This is a genomic window from Haloplanus salinarum (genome assembly GCF_009762275.1).
Lineage (GTDB): Archaea > Halobacteriota > Halobacteria > Halobacteriales > Haloferacaceae > Haloplanus > Haloplanus salinarum.
The window spans coordinates 2,912,538-2,928,447 of record NZ_CP034345.1 but is presented as its reverse complement, the minus strand read 5'-3'; the positions used below and the strand labels follow the sequence as shown (position 1 = coordinate 2,928,447).

At 72.2% G+C, this 15,910-nt stretch carries 15 protein-coding genes; 6 read left to right on the top strand and 9 right to left on the bottom strand.

Features of this window, described 5'->3' with window-relative positions; genetic code table 11:
* Positions 1-3 precede the first annotated feature (3 nt).
* The 5 genes from EI982_RS16440 to EI982_RS16420 all read right to left on the bottom strand — a co-directional run bounded on the left by EI982_RS16440 (position 4) and on the right by EI982_RS16420 (position 6,361).
* The gene (locus tag EI982_RS16440) at positions 4-2,358 is read right to left on the bottom strand and encodes an ATP-dependent DNA helicase (RefSeq protein WP_157690716.1); all 2,355 of its coding nucleotides are present in this window, start codon (positions 2,356-2,358) and stop codon (positions 4-6) included.
* A gap of 59 nt (positions 2,359-2,417) precedes the next feature.
* Positions 2,418-2,804 carry a DUF5658 family protein gene (locus EI982_RS16435; RefSeq protein ID WP_157690715.1) on the bottom strand — a complete coding sequence of 129 codons (387 nt, stop codon included), beginning with the start codon at positions 2,802-2,804 and terminating at the stop codon, positions 2,418-2,420.
* Positions 2,805-2,843: 39 nt separating this feature from the next.
* Positions 2,844-4,511 carry a S8 family serine peptidase gene (locus tag EI982_RS16430; RefSeq protein ID WP_157690714.1) on the bottom strand — a complete coding sequence of 556 codons (1,668 nt, stop codon included), beginning with the start codon at positions 4,509-4,511 and terminating at the stop codon, positions 2,844-2,846.
* 6 nt (positions 4,512-4,517) lie between these two features.
* Positions 4,518-5,126, bottom strand: a complete 609-nt coding sequence (locus tag EI982_RS16425) for an ArsR/SmtB family transcription factor (protein ID WP_157690713.1) — start codon at positions 5,124-5,126, stop codon at positions 4,518-4,520.
* Between the two features lie 68 nt (positions 5,127-5,194).
* Positions 5,195-6,361, bottom strand: a complete 1,167-nt coding sequence (locus EI982_RS16420) for an MFS transporter (RefSeq protein WP_157690712.1) — start codon at positions 6,359-6,361, stop codon at positions 5,195-5,197.
* An 82-nt stretch (positions 6,362-6,443) separates the two neighbouring features.
* On the opposite strand from EI982_RS16420, the gene EI982_RS16415 reads away from it, so the two are divergent.
* Positions 6,444-7,883, top strand: a complete 1,440-nt coding sequence (locus tag EI982_RS16415; RefSeq protein WP_157690711.1) for an NAD(P)H-hydrate dehydratase — start codon at positions 6,444-6,446, stop codon at positions 7,881-7,883.
* Complete coding sequence (moaC, locus tag EI982_RS16410; protein WP_157690710.1) at positions 7,876-8,367, top strand: cyclic pyranopterin monophosphate synthase MoaC; 492 nt, start codon at positions 7,876-7,878, stop codon at positions 8,365-8,367. Before EI982_RS16415 ends, moaC begins: the two co-directional genes overlap by 8 nt.
* Here moaC and hflX read toward each other — a convergent pair.
* Positions 8,359-9,654, bottom strand: a complete 1,296-nt coding sequence (hflX, locus tag EI982_RS16405) for a GTPase HflX (RefSeq protein ID WP_157690709.1) — start codon at positions 9,652-9,654, stop codon at positions 8,359-8,361. The genes moaC and hflX overlap by 9 nt on opposite strands.
* Positions 9,655-9,793: 139 nt before the next feature.
* Between hflX and EI982_RS16400 the strand changes: the two genes are divergently transcribed.
* Positions 9,794-10,120 (top strand): FUN14 domain-containing protein, encoded by a 327-nt coding sequence (locus EI982_RS16400; RefSeq protein ID WP_157691262.1) that lies wholly within the window; start codon positions 9,794-9,796, stop codon positions 10,118-10,120.
* A 33-nt stretch (positions 10,121-10,153) separates the two neighbouring features.
* Here EI982_RS16400 and EI982_RS16395 read toward each other — a convergent pair whose 3' ends face one another.
* The 3 genes from EI982_RS16395 to EI982_RS16385 all read right to left on the bottom strand — a co-directional run bounded on the left by EI982_RS16395 (position 10,154) and on the right by EI982_RS16385 (position 12,075).
* Entirely contained in the window at positions 10,154-10,879 is a 726-nt protein-coding gene (locus tag EI982_RS16395) for a ribosome assembly factor SBDS (protein ID WP_157690708.1), read from the bottom strand.
* Positions 10,880-10,995: 116 nt separating this feature from the next.
* A complete protein-coding gene (trxA, locus tag EI982_RS16390; protein WP_157690707.1) occupies positions 10,996-11,334 on the bottom strand; it encodes a thioredoxin in 339 nt (112 codons plus the stop codon).
* Positions 11,335-11,397: 63 nt separating this feature from the next.
* Positions 11,398-12,075 (bottom strand): 2,5-diamino-6-(ribosylamino)-4(3H)-pyrimidinone 5'-phosphate reductase, encoded by a 678-nt coding sequence (locus EI982_RS16385; RefSeq protein WP_157690706.1) that lies wholly within the window; start codon positions 12,073-12,075, stop codon positions 11,398-11,400.
* A gap of 134 nt (positions 12,076-12,209) precedes the next feature.
* Here EI982_RS16385 and EI982_RS16380 point away from each other — a divergent pair, with 134 nt between their 5' ends.
* From EI982_RS16380 to EI982_RS16370, 3 genes are read left to right on the top strand one after another with little or no spacing between them, the layout of a single operon-like run.
* Positions 12,210-13,481, top strand: coding sequence for a Single-stranded DNA binding protein (locus EI982_RS16380; RefSeq protein ID WP_157690705.1), 1,272 nt, complete (start codon positions 12,210-12,212; stop codon positions 13,479-13,481).
* Positions 13,478-15,085: a hypothetical protein gene (locus EI982_RS16375; RefSeq protein ID WP_157690704.1), complete on the top strand. Its 1,608-nt coding sequence runs from the start codon at positions 13,478-13,480 to the stop codon at positions 15,083-15,085. The genes EI982_RS16380 and EI982_RS16375 overlap by 4 nt, the downstream gene beginning before the upstream one ends.
* Positions 15,085-15,861 carry a metallophosphoesterase gene (locus tag EI982_RS16370; RefSeq protein ID WP_157690703.1) on the top strand — a complete coding sequence of 259 codons (777 nt, stop codon included), beginning with the start codon at positions 15,085-15,087 and terminating at the stop codon, positions 15,859-15,861. Before EI982_RS16375 ends, EI982_RS16370 begins: the two co-directional genes overlap by 1 nt.
* Positions 15,862-15,910 lie beyond the last annotated feature (49 nt).

The window sequence follows — 15,910 nt, the reverse complement described above, 5'->3', positions numbered from 1 at the left end:
GGGCTACCCACCCTCCGTCCCGAACCGATCCAGCCCCAGCGACAGCATATCCGGACTCACCGGCTGGAACTCCGCGCGCTCCCACGCGGGCAGGTAGTCACGAACGCCGTTCCACCGGTCCCGCGCGTAGCGCTCGTCGACGAGCACCCGGACGCCCCGCTCCGCGGGGCCGCGGATGACGCGACCGATCGCCTGGCGAGCCTTCCGGACCGCGGGCACCGTCAACGCCGTCTCGAAGCCGTCTCGGCCCTCCTTGTCCCCGCCGAACGCCCGGTCGTACGCCGTCACGACCGCCTTCGTTCGCGGCCGCGTCGTGTCGACCAGCGGGACGCCACACACCACCGCGGCGTGCAGGCGGTCACCGCGGTAGTCGACGCCCTCGGTGAGCGTCCCCCGGAGGCTCGTGACGAGCGTCTTGCCGCCGCCGTCGAAGAAGTCCGCCTTCAGCTTCTCGGTCGCGCCGTCGTCGCTCGACTCGTCGAGCAGGACCGGCGAGTCCAGACGCTCGTCGAGGCGGCCGGCCATCCACTCCGCCTCGGCGTAGTTCGGCATCCCCACGAGGACGTTCCCGCCGCGCCCGGCCACCTCGGCGACGGCGTCGACGTACACCCGCCGCGTCTCGGTGTCGTCGCCGACGGCGCCGCGGTTCTCGTAGGTGTAGGCCGGCGCGTCCACCGCGAAACTCTCGCGGTTCTCTGACGGGAAATCGAGGCCGTACGTCCGCTCGACGACCGGCCGGCCGTCGTCGGCGAGGCGGTCGAGGCCCGTCACCGTCCGGAAGACGTCGAGCGGTTCCAGCGTCGCCGACATCAAGACGCCGCCGCCGAAGTCGTCGAGTCGCTCCGCGATGGCGTCACCGGGCACGCAGTTGTGGAGCGACAGCCGGGCGTTGTAGGCCCGCCGCCACGAGTCGCCGGGTTCGGTCTCGTTCCACGTCCGCGAGAGGTCGACCGACCGGAAGAACCGGGTGTGATCCGCGCGGTACCACGCCCCGAGCACCCGACCGACCGTCGGCGCCGCCCGCTCCCGGTCGGCCTCCTCCAGTTCGTTCAGGACGCGCGCGACGACGGCGCCGACCGCCTCGGCGCGCACCCACACGTCGTCGCCGTACGTCCCGTCGGCCCACTCGGTGAACGCGTCCGGGCCCGGCCGCTCGGGGTCCCGGAGCGGAATCTCGTCGTCCGGGAGGTCCCGCATCGACGCGCGCCACCCCGGACGCTCCCGGTCGAGGTGGGCACGCACCCGCCGGTCGAGCTCCTCGCGCAGGTCGCGCACGAACGACCGCGTCGCCTTCAACTCCGCGAGGCTCACGTCCGACTCCTCGAGTTCGCCGCGGACGAGGTCCGCGTCGCGCTCGGTGGCTCCCGATCCCGGCCCCGAGTCGTCGAACTCGACCGGCTGGATCACCCGGGTGAGTTCGGACTCGGCGTCCCGGAGGGTGGCGTCACCCACCCCGTCGCTGACCAGGTCGCGCACCCGCGGTTCGAGCATGTGCGCCTCGTCACAGATCACGAACGTCGACTCGTCGAGCAGGGCGCCGGTGAACGACTCCGTCGTCCGCGGGTCGAAGGCGTGGTAGTAGTTGCCGATTGTCACCTCGACGTGGGGGATGAGCGCCCCGAGGATCGAGTGCGGACAGGTGCCGTGTCCCGCCGACAGGGCGACGAGGTCCTCGGTGTCGAGCAGGCCGCGGTCCGCGAAGTCGAAGGGAACGGCCTCGACCGGGTCGCCCTCCTCTGGCAGGTCGTCGAGGTACTGCGCGTAGAAGGGACAGTATTCCGTGTCGCCGCGCTCGGCGGTGTCGGGCGGATACGGCGTCGGCTCGTCGGCCGTCTCCAGGAAGTCGGCGGTCGACCCGCCGCCGGTGTCGAGCAGCCCGGTCTGGGCGCGGCGGGCGTCGTCCGCGAGCGCCGCGGCCGTCGTGGGGCCCTCCGCGCCCGTCAGATTCCGGGTTCGCTCACGGAGACCCTCACACCGGTCGTAGACGGTGGACTCGTCGACCCCGGCGACGCGCTCCCGGCTGTACGGACAGACGTCGGCCTTGCCGACCAGCGTCAGCGCCGAGACGGGACGCCAGTCCGCGGGGAGTTCGTCGTTGATCGTCCGGACGTCCGCCTCGAACTGGCGGAGTTGCTGTTTGACGCTCGTGAGGACGGCCACCCGCTCGAACCGGGAGTCGGGGTCGCGCACGCGGTCGATACCCGCCGTCAGCGCGAGCATCGTCTTGCCCGTCCCGCAGGCGCCCTCGATGACGGCGAAGCCGCCCCGGTCGGCCGTCTCGATGGCCGTCTCGATGCCGTCGGCCTGATCCGGGTACGGCTCCTCGTGGCCGAACACGTCGCGCCACGTCTCGCCCATGCTATCCACAGGCTGGCGACGTCCCCGGATAAAAAGCTCGGCTCGCACCGCCGACGGGATCAGAGCAGGCTCCGACCCAGCACGATCACCGCGAGGTTGTTGGCGAAGACGGCGAGGCCGACGGCGACGAGGACGCCCAGCCAGACCTCGATCAGGAGCGCGAAGTAGCGGTCGGCCGGCGACGGCGTCCGGCGCAGGCGGCCGACGAGCAGGCGGAAGAAGCCGGTGACGAGCACCACGACGACGAGGTGCGCGCCGACCACGACGAGCGTGGGTCGGCCGAGCAGCCACCGCATCAACGGGTTGCCCTCGGCACCGCGGCCGACGACCCGCGCCGCGGCGAGTGTCGTCAGCAGGTCGACCGCGAGCAGGAGAAAGAGCGCGACGGCGATCCAGTCCCAGTACTCCTCGATCCGCGACTCGGTGACCCGCCGCGAACGGGTCACGGCCGGCCTCCGGAGCGGAGCGCCGACGGACGGGACGCGCTACTCGACACTGGCCTGCCGGCCCCCACTGTCGTCGGTGTCGCGCCCGTCGCCGCCACGCCGCCGGTCACCGTTCGCCGCCCGGTCGTCGCGCGCCTCGTCGCCGCCGTCGTCGCTCCGCCCGCTTCGCTCGTCCTCGCTCCCGGAGCGACCGCCGTCCGCGTCCGTCCCCTCGCCGTCTGCCGTGTTCGACCCGTCGGGACGCACGCTCTCGTCGTCGCGGCCGTCGTCGCGGGTGGCGTTGCGCGTCCCGTCGTCGGATCGGTTCCGCGCCGGTCGCTCGGCCGCGGCGGTGCTCGCCGCGCGGTCGGCCGTCGCGGCGGTCGAGGCGTCGACGCCGGCGTCCGTCGCCGGCCCGTCGGCCCCGGCGGCCGGGCGGTCGGCCCCCCGTGTCGCCTCGACGGCCGCGAGGGCGTCGATCGGGCCGTCGTCGCCGTCGGCGGTGCGTTCGAGGATGGTCTCGACGCGTTCCGGGGAGGGGTCGCGGTCGCCCGACGCCATCAGCGCCGCGGTGCCGGCGACGTAGGGGGCGGCGGCCGACGTCCCGGCGAGCTCCGTCGCCCGCGTCCCGGCGTTCGCCGGGGCGAGCAGATCCACCGTGCCGTTCTCCGAGAGGGAACTGTACGCCGCCCGCTCGCCGTTCGCGGCCGCGCCGACGGCCACGACCCGGTCGCTCGTCGCCGGCGCGACCATGCTCCCGTGGGCGGTGGCGTGTTCGAGTCCGTGGTTGGCGGCGAACACCTGCACGCGACCCGGGGTGGCGACGGGGTCGTCGGCGTAGACGGCGAGGTAATACCGCCCCTGGGGAACCGCGACGTCGATACCCTCGACGCTCACCCCCGGGCCGGTCTCGTCGGCCGTCGACTTCGCCACGACGCGGTCGGGCGCGTTCGGGAGCCGACGGTAGAGGTAGAGGTCGTAGTCGGCGGCGGACTGCCAGCGCAGGCGGGCGGTGACCCGCCCGCGAACGCGTTCGCCGTCCGCGAGGTGGTTCGCCGCATCGCCCTCGGCGAAGCTGACCCACCCGTCCGCGGTCCCCGTCCCGGCCCAGTGGCGGTCGGCGTAGTTGCCCGCCGAGGTGACGAAGACCACGCCCTCGGCGGCCGCCGCCTCCGCGGCGGCGGTGATCCGACTCCCGTCACCGGCGACGCTCGGGAAGTAGCTCCCGGAGTCGACGACGACGTCGACTCCCTGGTCGGTCAGCCACTCGACGGCGGTGGCGTACTCCTCGGGCGTCGGCGTCCGCCCGACGCCCGCGAGATAGAGGTCGGCCGACGGCGCCGTCTCGGAGACCACCTCGGCGACGGCGGTGTCGTGAGCCGTCGATCCCGGATCGCCGCCGATCCGCCGGTGCTCGACGACGTGGGGGGCCATGACGCGGTCGTCCGCATCGAAGCCGCGGCCGATGACGCCGACCTCGACGTTCGATCCCGTGAGGCCGCGGTCGTGGACGGCGTCGGCCCGCACCGACCGGAGCGCGTCGGCCGTCGCCCCGGCGCTCGACGGGTGTCGCTGGACGGTCGAGCCGATGGTCGGCCCGACATCGCCGCCCGCGGTGGCCGCCCCGGTCGACCGATCGTCGGCGGTCGAGGAGGGGACGGGCTGTGCGAACGCGAGGACCACTACGACCGCGAGAAGGACGACACGCGCGCTGGAGGCGTCGAACATGGCGGATCAGCGACGGTATTGGTCCCAGACGACGAGCAACGAGAGGACGAGGAGGCCGCCGGCGAGGAAGGCGACACCCGGGGGGACCAGGCCGAGAAGCGGCCCCGTCGCGCTCCCGACGCTGTCGCCGACGCGGGGCGCCGTCCCGGGGCCACCCAGGTCGACGACCCCGGTACCGAACGCCCGCTGGACCGCCAGCGCCCCCACCGCCAGGACGGCAAGGGCGCCGACGAACCGCTCCAGCGAGTCGAGAAAGCGCTCCTTGTCGTCGTCGGCGCCCACGCAGACGACCAGCGAGTCCTGCGTGGGCGCGTACACCTTCATCTCGCGTCCCTTCACCGAGTACCGCGTGTCGGCGACCTCGACCAGCCCGGCCTCTTCGAGGTTCCCGAGGTGATGGCGGACGTTCTGGAGGGAGGTCGACACCGTCTCCGCGAGCTCCGACGCCGTCGCGGGGCGTTCCTCCAGGGCGGTCAGGATCGAACGGGCCGTCTCGGAGGAGAGCGAGCCGATGAGATCCTCGGCGTCGTCGTCCGTCAGGGACAACACGCGGAGCTCGCCGTCGCCCTCCGCGCTCACGTCTCCCTCCGCCTGTGACGGTAACAACCCTGACATCAGGCCGTGGATTACCAATCCAGGGTAAAAACGCTTCGCCAGAATCTCATTCAGTAATCCTACTGATACTAGTCGTCGCCGGACGCGGTCGGGAGGACGCCGCGGAGATGCAGGGCCGCGAGACAGGCGAGCAGGGCGAGGAGGGCGCCGGCGAAGCCGCGGAAGATGGCGTCGAACGGGTAGAGTTCGCCCAGCGCGCCGACGGCGCCGCTCCCGGTGGCCTGGACGACGAGCGCCAGTCCGCCGTAGACGGCGTAGGCGCTCCCCCGGTTGTCCGACACCGTGCCGAGGACGTACGCGTCGAGGGCCGGAAAGAGGCTGTGGGCGACGAGGCCGAGGCCGACGCTCACGACCACGAGCGCGGCCGTCGACCGGGCGACCGTCAACGCCACGACGCCGACGGCGACGCCGGCGCCGATCATCAGGATGTACGGGACGTGCGGGAGGCGGTCAGCGAGACTCCCACCCAGCCAGAACGCCGGCAGCCCGGCGGCGAAGGCCACCGTCAGGAGCGTCCCCGCGGCACCGGCGGTCAGCCCCTTGGTCGTGACGAGGTAGGTGACGTAGAAGTTGAACACGCCCTGCCAGACGAAGCCCGTGCCGCCGACCATCACGACGGCCGCGAGGATGACCGGCCAGTGGCCCAGCGCCGCGACGAAGTCGTGGTCCCTCCCCCGCGGAACCCCGCCGTCCCGTCGGCGGGCCACGACCAGAAAGAGGAGCGTCAGGGTCGCACCGAGCACCGCCAGCAGCCAGAAGACGGCGCGCCAGGAGTCGGCGGCCACGAGCGCGACGGTGAGCGTCGGCGCGACGACCGCCGCCGCCTGGGCCGCGGTGCCGTGGATGCCGGCCGCCCGCCCGATTGCGTCGGGGTAGAGGTCGCCGATGAGCGGGACGGCCGCGGCGTAGTACGCCCCGGAGGCGACGCCGATTGCGAAGGCGCCGGCCTGCAGGAGCGGGAGGGACGTCGTCGTGGCGGTCAGCGCGGACGCGACGGTCAGGAGCACGCCCGCCCCGAAGACGATACGTCCGCGGGCCACCCGGGTGACGAGGTAGCCGACCGGGATGCGGGGGACGGCGGTGCCGACCCAGACGAGCGTCGTCACGAGGCCGACCGCCCCCGTGCCGACCCCGAACGTGGTCCGGAACGTCTCCAGAAGGGGGGCGAAGGCCACCCGGCCGAAGTTGGCACAGAACACCAGCCCACAGAGCGTGCCGAAGAGCCGACGTGTCACGGTCGCCCTTCGACCAGGTGGGGCACAAGCGTTGCGCTCCCCGTGGCGAATAGTATAACGGCCGCCGGGGCGAAGCCGGGGTATGATCACCGCAGAGCGGATGGCGGCCGTCGACGAGAACGCGGCCGCCCTCGGCGTCCCGCGCAAGCAGTTGATGGAGTCGAGCGGCAACGCCGTCGCGCGGGCGGTCCGGGGAGCCGCCGACCCCGGCGCCGCCGTCGCCCTCGTCTGTGGCCGCGGCAACAACGGCGGCGACGCCTTCGTCGCCGCCCGTTTCCTCGACGACTACGACGTGACCGTCCATCTGCTCGGCCGTCCCGAGACCATCGGCACCGACATCGCCCGCGAGAACTGGGGGGCGCTGACCGCCGCCGACTTCGACACGCGGGTCGTCTCCGACTCCCGGGATCTGGCCCTCGACGATCCGGACGTCGTCGTCGACGCCCTCCTCGGCACGGGCGTGACGGGGGCGCTCCGCCAGCCCGAACGCGCGGCCGCCGAGGCGATCAACGGGACGGCGGCGACGGTCGTCGCCGTCGACGTCCCCTCGGGCGTCGACGCCGACACCGGCGAGGCGGCGGGCGTCGCCGTCGACGCCGACCGGGTCGTCACCTTCCACGACGCCAAACCGGGGCTGGACGCCCTCGACGCGGCGGTGACCGTCGCCGACATCGGCATCCCCGAGGCGGCGGAACTGTTCACGGGGCCGGGCGACCGCCGACTGCTCTCCCGGCCAGCCGACACGCACAAGGGCGACTTCGGCGAGGTGCTCGTCGTCGGCGGCGGACCCTACACCGGCGCGCCGGCGCTCGCGGCGCAGGCGGCGATGCGCGCCGGCGCGGACCTCGTGCGAGTGGCCTGTCCTCGGGCCGTCGCCGACGGGGTCCAGGGGTTCGAGGAGGGGCTGATCCTCCGGCCGTTCGACGGCGACCGACTGCGGATCGACCACCTGGATCACGTCCACGAACTCGCCGCCGCCCACGACGCCGTCGTCCTCGGCCCCGGCCTCGGCGACCACGAGGCGACGCTCGCGGCCGTGCGGGACTTCCTCGCCGACTTCGACGGCCGGGCGGTGGTCGACGCCGACGCCCTCGGGGTCGTCCCCGACGTCGACACCGACGCGACGCTCCTCTGTACGCCCCACGGGGGCGAACTCCGGGGGATGGGCGGGCCGAGCGCCGACGACTGGCGCGACCGACTCGACGCCGTCGCCGACTTCGCCGCCGACCTGGGACACACGCTGCTAGTGAAAGGCGCGTACGACGTGATCGCCGACGGTGAGCGGGCGCGGGTCAACCGGACGGGCAACCCGGGGATGACCGTCGGCGGCACCGGGGACGTCCTCGCGGGCGCCGCGGGGGCGCTGCTCGCGACGCAGGACCCGGTCGACGCCGGCGCCCTCGCCGCCTACGCCAACGGCCTCGCGGGCGACCGGGTCGTCGACCGACAGGGGTATGGGTTGCTCGCCAGCGACCTGTTGCCGGAACTCCCGCGGACCCTGTGGGGTGGTGCCGATGAGTGACGACCCCGCCGACGACCTCACCCACACCGACGAGTCCGGCAACGTGCAGATGGTGGACGTGGGCGACAAGCCCGACACCGCCCGCCGCGCGGTCGCCGCGGGGACGATCCATCTCCAGCCCTCGACGGTCGCCGCCATCCGCGACGACGACATCGGGAAGGGGGACGTCCTGGCCACCGCCCGTGTCGGCGCCGTCCAGGCCGTGAAACACACCTGGGAGACGATTCCGATGTGTCACCAGATCCCGATCACGAACGTCGAGACCGACTTCGCGGTCGGCGAGGATCGGGTGGACCTGACCGTCGCCGTCGAGACGACGGGCAAGACCGGCTGCGAGATGGAGGCCCTGGAGGGCGTGACGACCGGCCTGAACGTCGTCTGGGACATGGTGAAGGCCGCCGAGAAGGACGACGACGGCGAGTACCCGGACACGGCGATCAGCGACGTGCGGGTGACCGAGAAGGTAAAGCGGCCGCTAGACTGATTCGACGGCCGCGAGGTCGCCCGCCTTGGCGCGGGCGCGCTCGACGACCGACGGCGGCGCCTCGAACTCCAGGGTGAGCTGTTCGCCCTCGTACTCCTCGGCCTCGACGTTGCCGTGATCGTGGACCCAGGAGACGAGACTCATGGCGTCGTCCGAGACCGGGAGGACGAGCCGTTCGAACTGCCAGTCGGGGAGTTCCCGCTCGATCCGGTCGCGGAGTTCGTCGACGCGTTCGCCGGTCAGCCCCGAGACGGCGACGGGGTTGGGGGCGAGCGCCGACAGCGCCTCCCGCTTCTCGGCGAACTCGTCGTCGTCGACACGATCGATCTTGTTCAACACGGTGACGATGGGCGCTTCGTTGCGCTCGTACAGCGTGTCGTGGCAGGTGACGAGCTTCTCGCGCATCTCCTCGACCGGCTCGCTGGCGTCGACTACCAGCAGGACGAGGTCGGCGTGATACACGGAATCGAGCGTCGACTCGAAGGATTCGACCAGCCAGTGGGGCAGGTCGGAGACGAACCCGACCGTGTCGGTCAGGAGGACGTCCCGGCGACCGGTGTCGGCTCGGCGGGTGGTGGTGCCGAGCGTCGTGAAGAGGCGGTCCTCGCTCTCGGCGGTCGTCTCCAGGTCCGGGTGGCGGTCCTCGTTCTCGTCGACGTCGAGGTCCGCGGCCAGCCGGCGCATTAGCGTCGACTTGCCGGCGTTGGTGTAGCCCGCGAGCGCCACCAGATCGAAACCGGACTCGCGGCGTCGCTCCCGCCGCGTCGCTTCCTTGTCGGCGATGGAGTCCAGTTCCCGCTTGATGTCGGCGATCTGGTTTTTGATGTCGCGCTCGCGGCTCTCGTCGTACTCCCCGAGGCCCATGAAGCCGGGGCGCTCGTCCCGCTTGGCGAGGCTGGTCTTGGCCTCCGCCCGCGGGAGTTCGTAGCGAAGCTCCGCGAGTTCGACCTGTAGCTGTGCCTTGCGGGTCCGGGCCCGCTGGCCGAAGATGTCGAGGATGAGGGTGAAGCGGTCGACGACCTCGACCCCCTCGGGGAGCTTGCCGCCGATGTTGTACGTCTGGTAGGGGCCGAGCCGGTTGTCGACGATCACCGCCTCGGCGTCGCGGTCGACGGTCAGGGCCGCCAACTCCTCGACTTTCCCCTCGCCGAAGCCGTAGGCGGCGTCCTCCTCGCGGGTCTGGGTGAGTTCGCCGACCACCTCGTGGCCCGCGGCACGCGCAAGCTCCTTGATCTCGTCGAGATCTGCGTCGCCGCGGTCGACGCGCTTGGCGACGATGGCTCTCATCGGTGCGTCCACCCGTCGGGACCCGGTTGTGTTCCCTGCACGTTCTACCGTAGCGGTAGGCGCTCGAACCACTTAAACTCCGCTCGCGCGCCACAAACGACTTACCCCCGCACGGTCCAGAGGGGGTATGGACGGGCTCCTGTATGCGTTGCAACTCGGGATCGACCCCCAGCAGTTGGGGATCGAGTTCGGGAGCGGGGCCGTGATCGGGGGGATCATCGGCTTCGCGGCCAAGAAACTCGCCAAGATCATCGCACTGATCGTCGGCCTCGAACTCGCGCTGTTCAAGTTCCTCGAATCCCGGGAGATACTGACCGTCGACTGGGAGGCGCTGTCGGCCGGCCTGCTGCGAACGGGCGAGGGGGCGACCGCCGGCCCGCCGGGCTGGGTGTCGACCATCCTCTCGACGCTCTCGGTGTCGGTGGGCTTTACCGGCGGGTTCCTCCTCGGCTTCCGGCGGGGATAGCCGGCCGGCGGCGCGTCGATACTGCCCGCGGCCTTACCGGACGTTGAGGTCGTCCTCGTCCTTGACGATCCGGGTCTCCGCCTCGCCGCTCGTGACCTCGTTCACCAGGTCGTAGAACTCGTTTTGCATCCCGGCCGGGAAGGTGAGCACGCCGATCCAGGAGCCGTCGGCCTGCCACTCCTCGCTGTCCAGGTCGGCGAACTCGCGGATCTTCGCCTGGGCGCTGCCCGCCTTGTCGGCGGGCACCTGGACCGCCACGGTCACCTCGGCAAAGCGGATCGGAATCACGGGTCGGAGGGCGTCGAGCGCCTCGTCGACCTGGGTCTCGACGCGCTCCATGGGATCGACCTGGAAGCCCGCCTCCTCCAACGCCCGCTCGATCCGTTCGGGCGGGTGCGGGGCGTCGTCCATCTGTGGGTTGACCGCGTTGCGCGCGATCCGGTTGATCAACTGCTTGCGCTTTTGCTCTTGCATCTCGCGGCGCTGTTCGGCGGTGATCTGGATCTCGCCGCGCGTGACGACCTCCGGGATGATCTCCAGGGGATCGGTCGTCCCGAACACCTCTTCGAGGTCGTTCTCGGCGGGCCGATCGCCCCGCGAGGCGTTCTCGAAGACGTCCTCGGCCGCGATGACGTCCTCCAGGTCGCCATCGAACTCGCCGCGCTTGATGGCCAGCGCCGCGTCGGGGTCGATCAGTACCTCGAAGCGCTCGCCGTGGGATTCGAGGCGGGCGGTGACGGCCTCGTCGAGTGAAATCATACGGCGAGGTAGATACTCCGGGGGTATATACTCTCGGCCCGGGATTCGGGGCGCGGGCGCCGTCGCCCGACGAACCGGCCGGAGGGCGGCGGCGAACGCCCGATCGAGGGGCAGCCTCAGGAAAGGTCGTCGATGACGTCGATCAGATCCGCCTTGTCCTGGACGCCGATCAGTCGCTCGGCCTGCTCGCCGTTCGCGTAGAACTCGAGGGTGGGGACGCTCCGGATGCCCCGATCCTGGGCGAGTTCCTGGAGTTCGTCGATGTCGACTTTCAGCACGACCGCGTCCGTCTCGGCGGCGATTTCCTCGACCGTCGGCTCCAGCATCTTGCAGGGACCACACCAGTCGGCGTAGTAGTCCACGAGGACGACGGCGTGTTCCGAAACGAGTTCGTTCAGGTGGTCGTCGTCCTCGACGTGGATCGGTTCGGACTGCTCCGCGGTCGACTTGCTCATACCCCCCGTAGCCGTGCGAACCCCTTAACGGTTGAGTCGTTCTGGCGTCGTCACGCACGACCGTCAGGGCCGTCCGTCGACGCGATACCGGAGGACGACCCCGTCGCCGACCCGGTCGACGTCGACGAGGTCGAGGGCGGGGAACGCCTCGACGAACCCCTCGCCGTCGGCGAGGGTTGGGGCGTCGCGGCCGCCGACGACGAGCGAGCCGACGAACACGCTGAGTTCGTCGACGAGGCCCGCCTCGAACAGCGAGAAGACGAGTTCCCCGCCGCCCTCGGCGAGCAGCCGGTCGACGCCCGCATCGTCGAGGGCCGCGAGGGCCACAGGGAGGTCGACCCGCTCCTCGCCCGCGCGGATGGCCGTCACGTCGGCTCCCGCGTCGCGGAGAGTGTCGAGTCGGTCGTCGGGCGCCGCCTCGGAGACGAGCAGGTAGGTGGCGGCGTCGTCGTCCAACACCGTCGCGTCGGTCGGGGTCCGGGCGCGGGAGTCGGCGACCACTCGCGCCGGGTTGGCCGGGCGCCCGTTCCGGAGGCGTTCGACCCGGCGGTCCTCCGATTTCACGCCGAGGTGTGGGTCGTCCGCGAGGACGGTCCCGACGCCGACGAGGACGGCGTCGGCGGCCGCCCGGAGGCGGTCCACGCGGTCGAAGTCCGCCTCGCCGGAGATGCGGACCTGGCGGCGCTCGCGGGTCGAGAGCTTCCCGTCGACGCTGGTCGCCGCGTTGACGACGACTTCCATGCCGAACCGTTCGCGCGACGGCGCAAACCGCTTTCGGTGGCGGCCGTGACTCACCGCGAGCGGCGCCGGTATCGGCGAGCGGCCGGGTCGGGGCGGACGAGGTTTTTATGACCGCGCGACCAACCCACCACCCGATGCAACTCGACGATCATGCCGAGGAACTCGCCTCCGACCTCGGCGCAGACAAAGCGGAGGTCAAAGAGGACCTGCAGAGCCTGCTCGACTACAACGTGCCCATCGAGGAAGCGAAGGGGAGCGTCCGCCGGAAGCACGGCGGCGACGGGGGCTCCTCGGCGACGCCGACGGCAAAATCGCTCGCCGACGTCGACCCGGAGGACGGCTCCGTCACGGTGACCGTCCGCGTCCTGACCAAGGGGATGCGCTCGATCCGCTATCAGGGCGAGGACCAGGTCATCCGGGAGGGCGAGTTCGCCGACGGGAGCGACCGCATCGCCTACACGGCCTGGGAGCCGGTCGACTTCGAGCCCGGGGACTCGATCACCGTCGGCAACGCGAACGTCCGCGAGTGGGAGGGGAAACCCGAACTCAACCTCGGGACGAACACCACCGTCGCGGCCGCCTCGGACCCCGTCGAGACGCCCTACGAGGTGGGTGGCGACCGCGACCTGATCGACCTCGAACCCGGCGACCGCGGCCGGACCGTCGAGGTGACTGTCGTCGAGGTGGAGAGCCGGACCATCGACGGCCGGGACGGCGAGACGGAGATCCTCTCGGGGGTCGTCGCCGACGAGAGCGCCCGTCTGCCGGTGACCGACTGGGATCCCCACGCCGAACTCGAGGAAGGGGCGTCCCTCCGGCTCTCGGACGTGTACGTCCGCGAGTACCGGGGCGTCCCCCAGGTGAACGTCACGGAGTTCTCGACGGTCGAGCGGCTCGACCGCGAGATATCGGCGCCCGACTCGGCCCCCCGACTGGGGGTCGGCGAGGCCGTCGAGTCCGGCGGGCTGTTCGACGTGGAGCTCGTCGGCAACGTGATCGAGGTCCGGGAGGGCTCCGGGCTGATCGAACGGTGTCCGGACTGCGGACGGGTCGTCCAGAACGGCCAGTGTCGCGCCCACGGCGAGGTCGAGGGCGAGGACGACCTGCGGGTGAAGGCCATCCTCGACGACGGCACCGGGACGGTAACGGTCGTCCTCGACACCGACCTGACCGCCGACGTGTACGGCGGCGGGATCGAGGAGGCGAAGGCCGAAGCACGCGACGCCATGGACAAGGAGGTGGTGGCCGACGCCATCCGCGACCGGATCGTCGGCCGCGAGTACCGCGTTCGGGGGTCGCTCTCGGTCGACGAGTACGGCGCCAACCTCGACGCCGAGACGTTCGTCGAGTGCGCGGACGACCCGGCCGACCGCGCGAGCGAACTGCTCGCGGGGGTGGCGCGATGAGTTCCGCCGACGACGGCGACGACGCGGGACCGGGGCGGCGCGAGGTAGCCCACCGCCTGTTCGCCGCGGAGTTCGACGACGCCACCGTCTCCTACGCCGAGAGCGACGAGGAGCGCGCCCCGAAGTACGTCGTCACGCCGACGGGCGCGCGGGTGAACCGCCTGTTCGCGGTCGGCGTCCTGACCGAAGTGGAGTCGGTCAACGAGGACGTCCTCCGCGCCCGGATCGTAGACCCGACGGGGGCGTTCGTCTCCTACGCCGGCCAGTACCAGCCCAACGCCGCCGCCTTCTTCGAGCGGGCGGACCCGCCCGCCTTCGTCGCGCTCACGGGGAAGGCCCGCACGTTCGAACCCGAGGACGGCGACCGGGTCTACAGTTCGGTCCGCCCCGAGAGCGTCGCCGAGGTCGACGCCGAGACGCGCGACCGGTGGACGGTGTCGGCCGCCGAGGCCACGCTCCGTCGCATCGCCGCGATGGCCGAGGCCAAGACGCTCGACGTCGAGGGCGAGGCGCTGCGGTCGATCCTCGAAGACCGGGGGTACGACGCGTCGACGGCCGCGGGCATCGAGGTCGCCCTCGATCACTACGGGACGACGACGGCGTACCTCGACGCGCTTCGGGGGGTGGCCCTCGACGCCCTGGAGGTCGTCGCCGGCGACCGCGACGCCGTCCGCTCGCTCGACCGCGCGCCTGGCGACGCCGGCACGTCGTCGCTCGGGCCGCTCCCCGCGACGGTGACGGGCGACGCGGGGTCGATCGACCCCACGACGACCGCCGACGCGGGCGACGGGGCGGGCGTCGCCGACGACGCGTCCGCCGACGAGGGAATCGCCGCACCGTCGACCGACGACGGCGAGGCCGGGTCGGCGGAGACCGCCGCGGCCGAGACGGGGGCCGACGCCGCGACGGGGACGGGCCCCGAGACGGCGACCGAACCCGGGGACGCCGAACCTGAGCCGTCGGCCGCCGAGTCGTCGGGGACGGCGGACGACCTCGGCGACTTCGACGACGCCGGCGAGACGGCGGACGACCTCGGCGACTTCGACGACGCCGGCGGGACGGCGGACGACCTCGGCGACTTCGACGACGCCGGCGAGACGGCGGACGACCCCGGCGACTTCGACGGCGGCGTCGGGGACCCCGACGAGTCCGCCGACGACCTCTACGAACTCGACGAGGAGGAGCGCCGCGAGGTCGAGGAGTCCTTCGACGTCGGCTTCGAGAGCGGGGCCGAGGTCGACGAGCCGGGCGAGGCCGGCATCGACGTTCCCGGGCCCGAGGACCTCGACGCCGAGGCGGACGCGACCGGGACCGAGGGCGGAACGGCAGCCGACGACGGGGGGGACGCCGACGCCGGATCGGCCGCGACGACCGACGAGGGCGGTGACGGGGCGACCGGCGCCGCGGACGTCGACCTGGAGGCTGTGGCCGTCGAGGCGATGGACGAGCTCGACGACGGCGACGGGGCGGCCCGGGACGCGGTCGTGGCGGCGGTCGTCGACGAGTACGGCGCCGACCCCGGCGCCGTCGCCGACGCCATCGAGGACGCGCTGATGAGCGGGAAGTGCTACGAGCCGAGCGAGGACAGCCTGAAGGCGATCTGATGGCGGCGGTCGAACCGGTTCCGGGCGAGCCGGCGGCGGTCGCGGACTGCGGCGACGAGCGCGCGCTGGTCGTCGCGGACTATCACGCTGGCATCGAGACCGGCCTCCGCTACGAGCGGGGCGTCGAACTCCGGAGCGACGCCGACGGCCGCCGGACGCGCCTGCTCGCCCTAGTCGAGCGGGTCGAGCCGGATCGGGTGATCGTCCTCGGGGACCTGATCCACCGGATCGGCGACCCGGGCGTCGACGAGCGCGACGAGGTGGTGGCCCTCCTCGACGCGCTGGACGATCGGGGGCTGCCGCTGACGCTCGTCCCCGGCAACCACGACGGCGGCGTCGCCGAGGCCTACGGCGACCGGCTGACGGTAGCCGACGCCGGCGGCCACCGCCGCGGCGACGTGGGGTTCGTCCACGGTCACACCTGGCCGGATCGGTCGATCCTCGGCGCCCGGACGCTCTGTATGGGCCACGAGCACCCGCAGGTCCGCCTCGAAGACGAGGTGGGGGGCGGCCGGACGGAGAAGACGTGGCTCCGGGGCCCCCTGCGGGCCGACCCGTTCGCCGACGAGTTGGGCGTCGACCCGGCGGCGCTTTCCTGGCCCGATCCGCCGCCGGAGCTCGTCGTCTTCCCCGCGTTCAACGACCGCTCGGGCGGGACGTGGATCAACGTCGAGGGCCAGTCCTTTCTCGCGCCGTTCCTGCCCGCAGCCCTGGACGACGCGGCCGAGGCGTACCTACTCGACGGGACGCGACTGGGCGCGTATCGGCGGATCTGAGCCGGGACGGCGGCCGTGGGCGAACGGTGAGCTTAATCGGCTCGCGCGA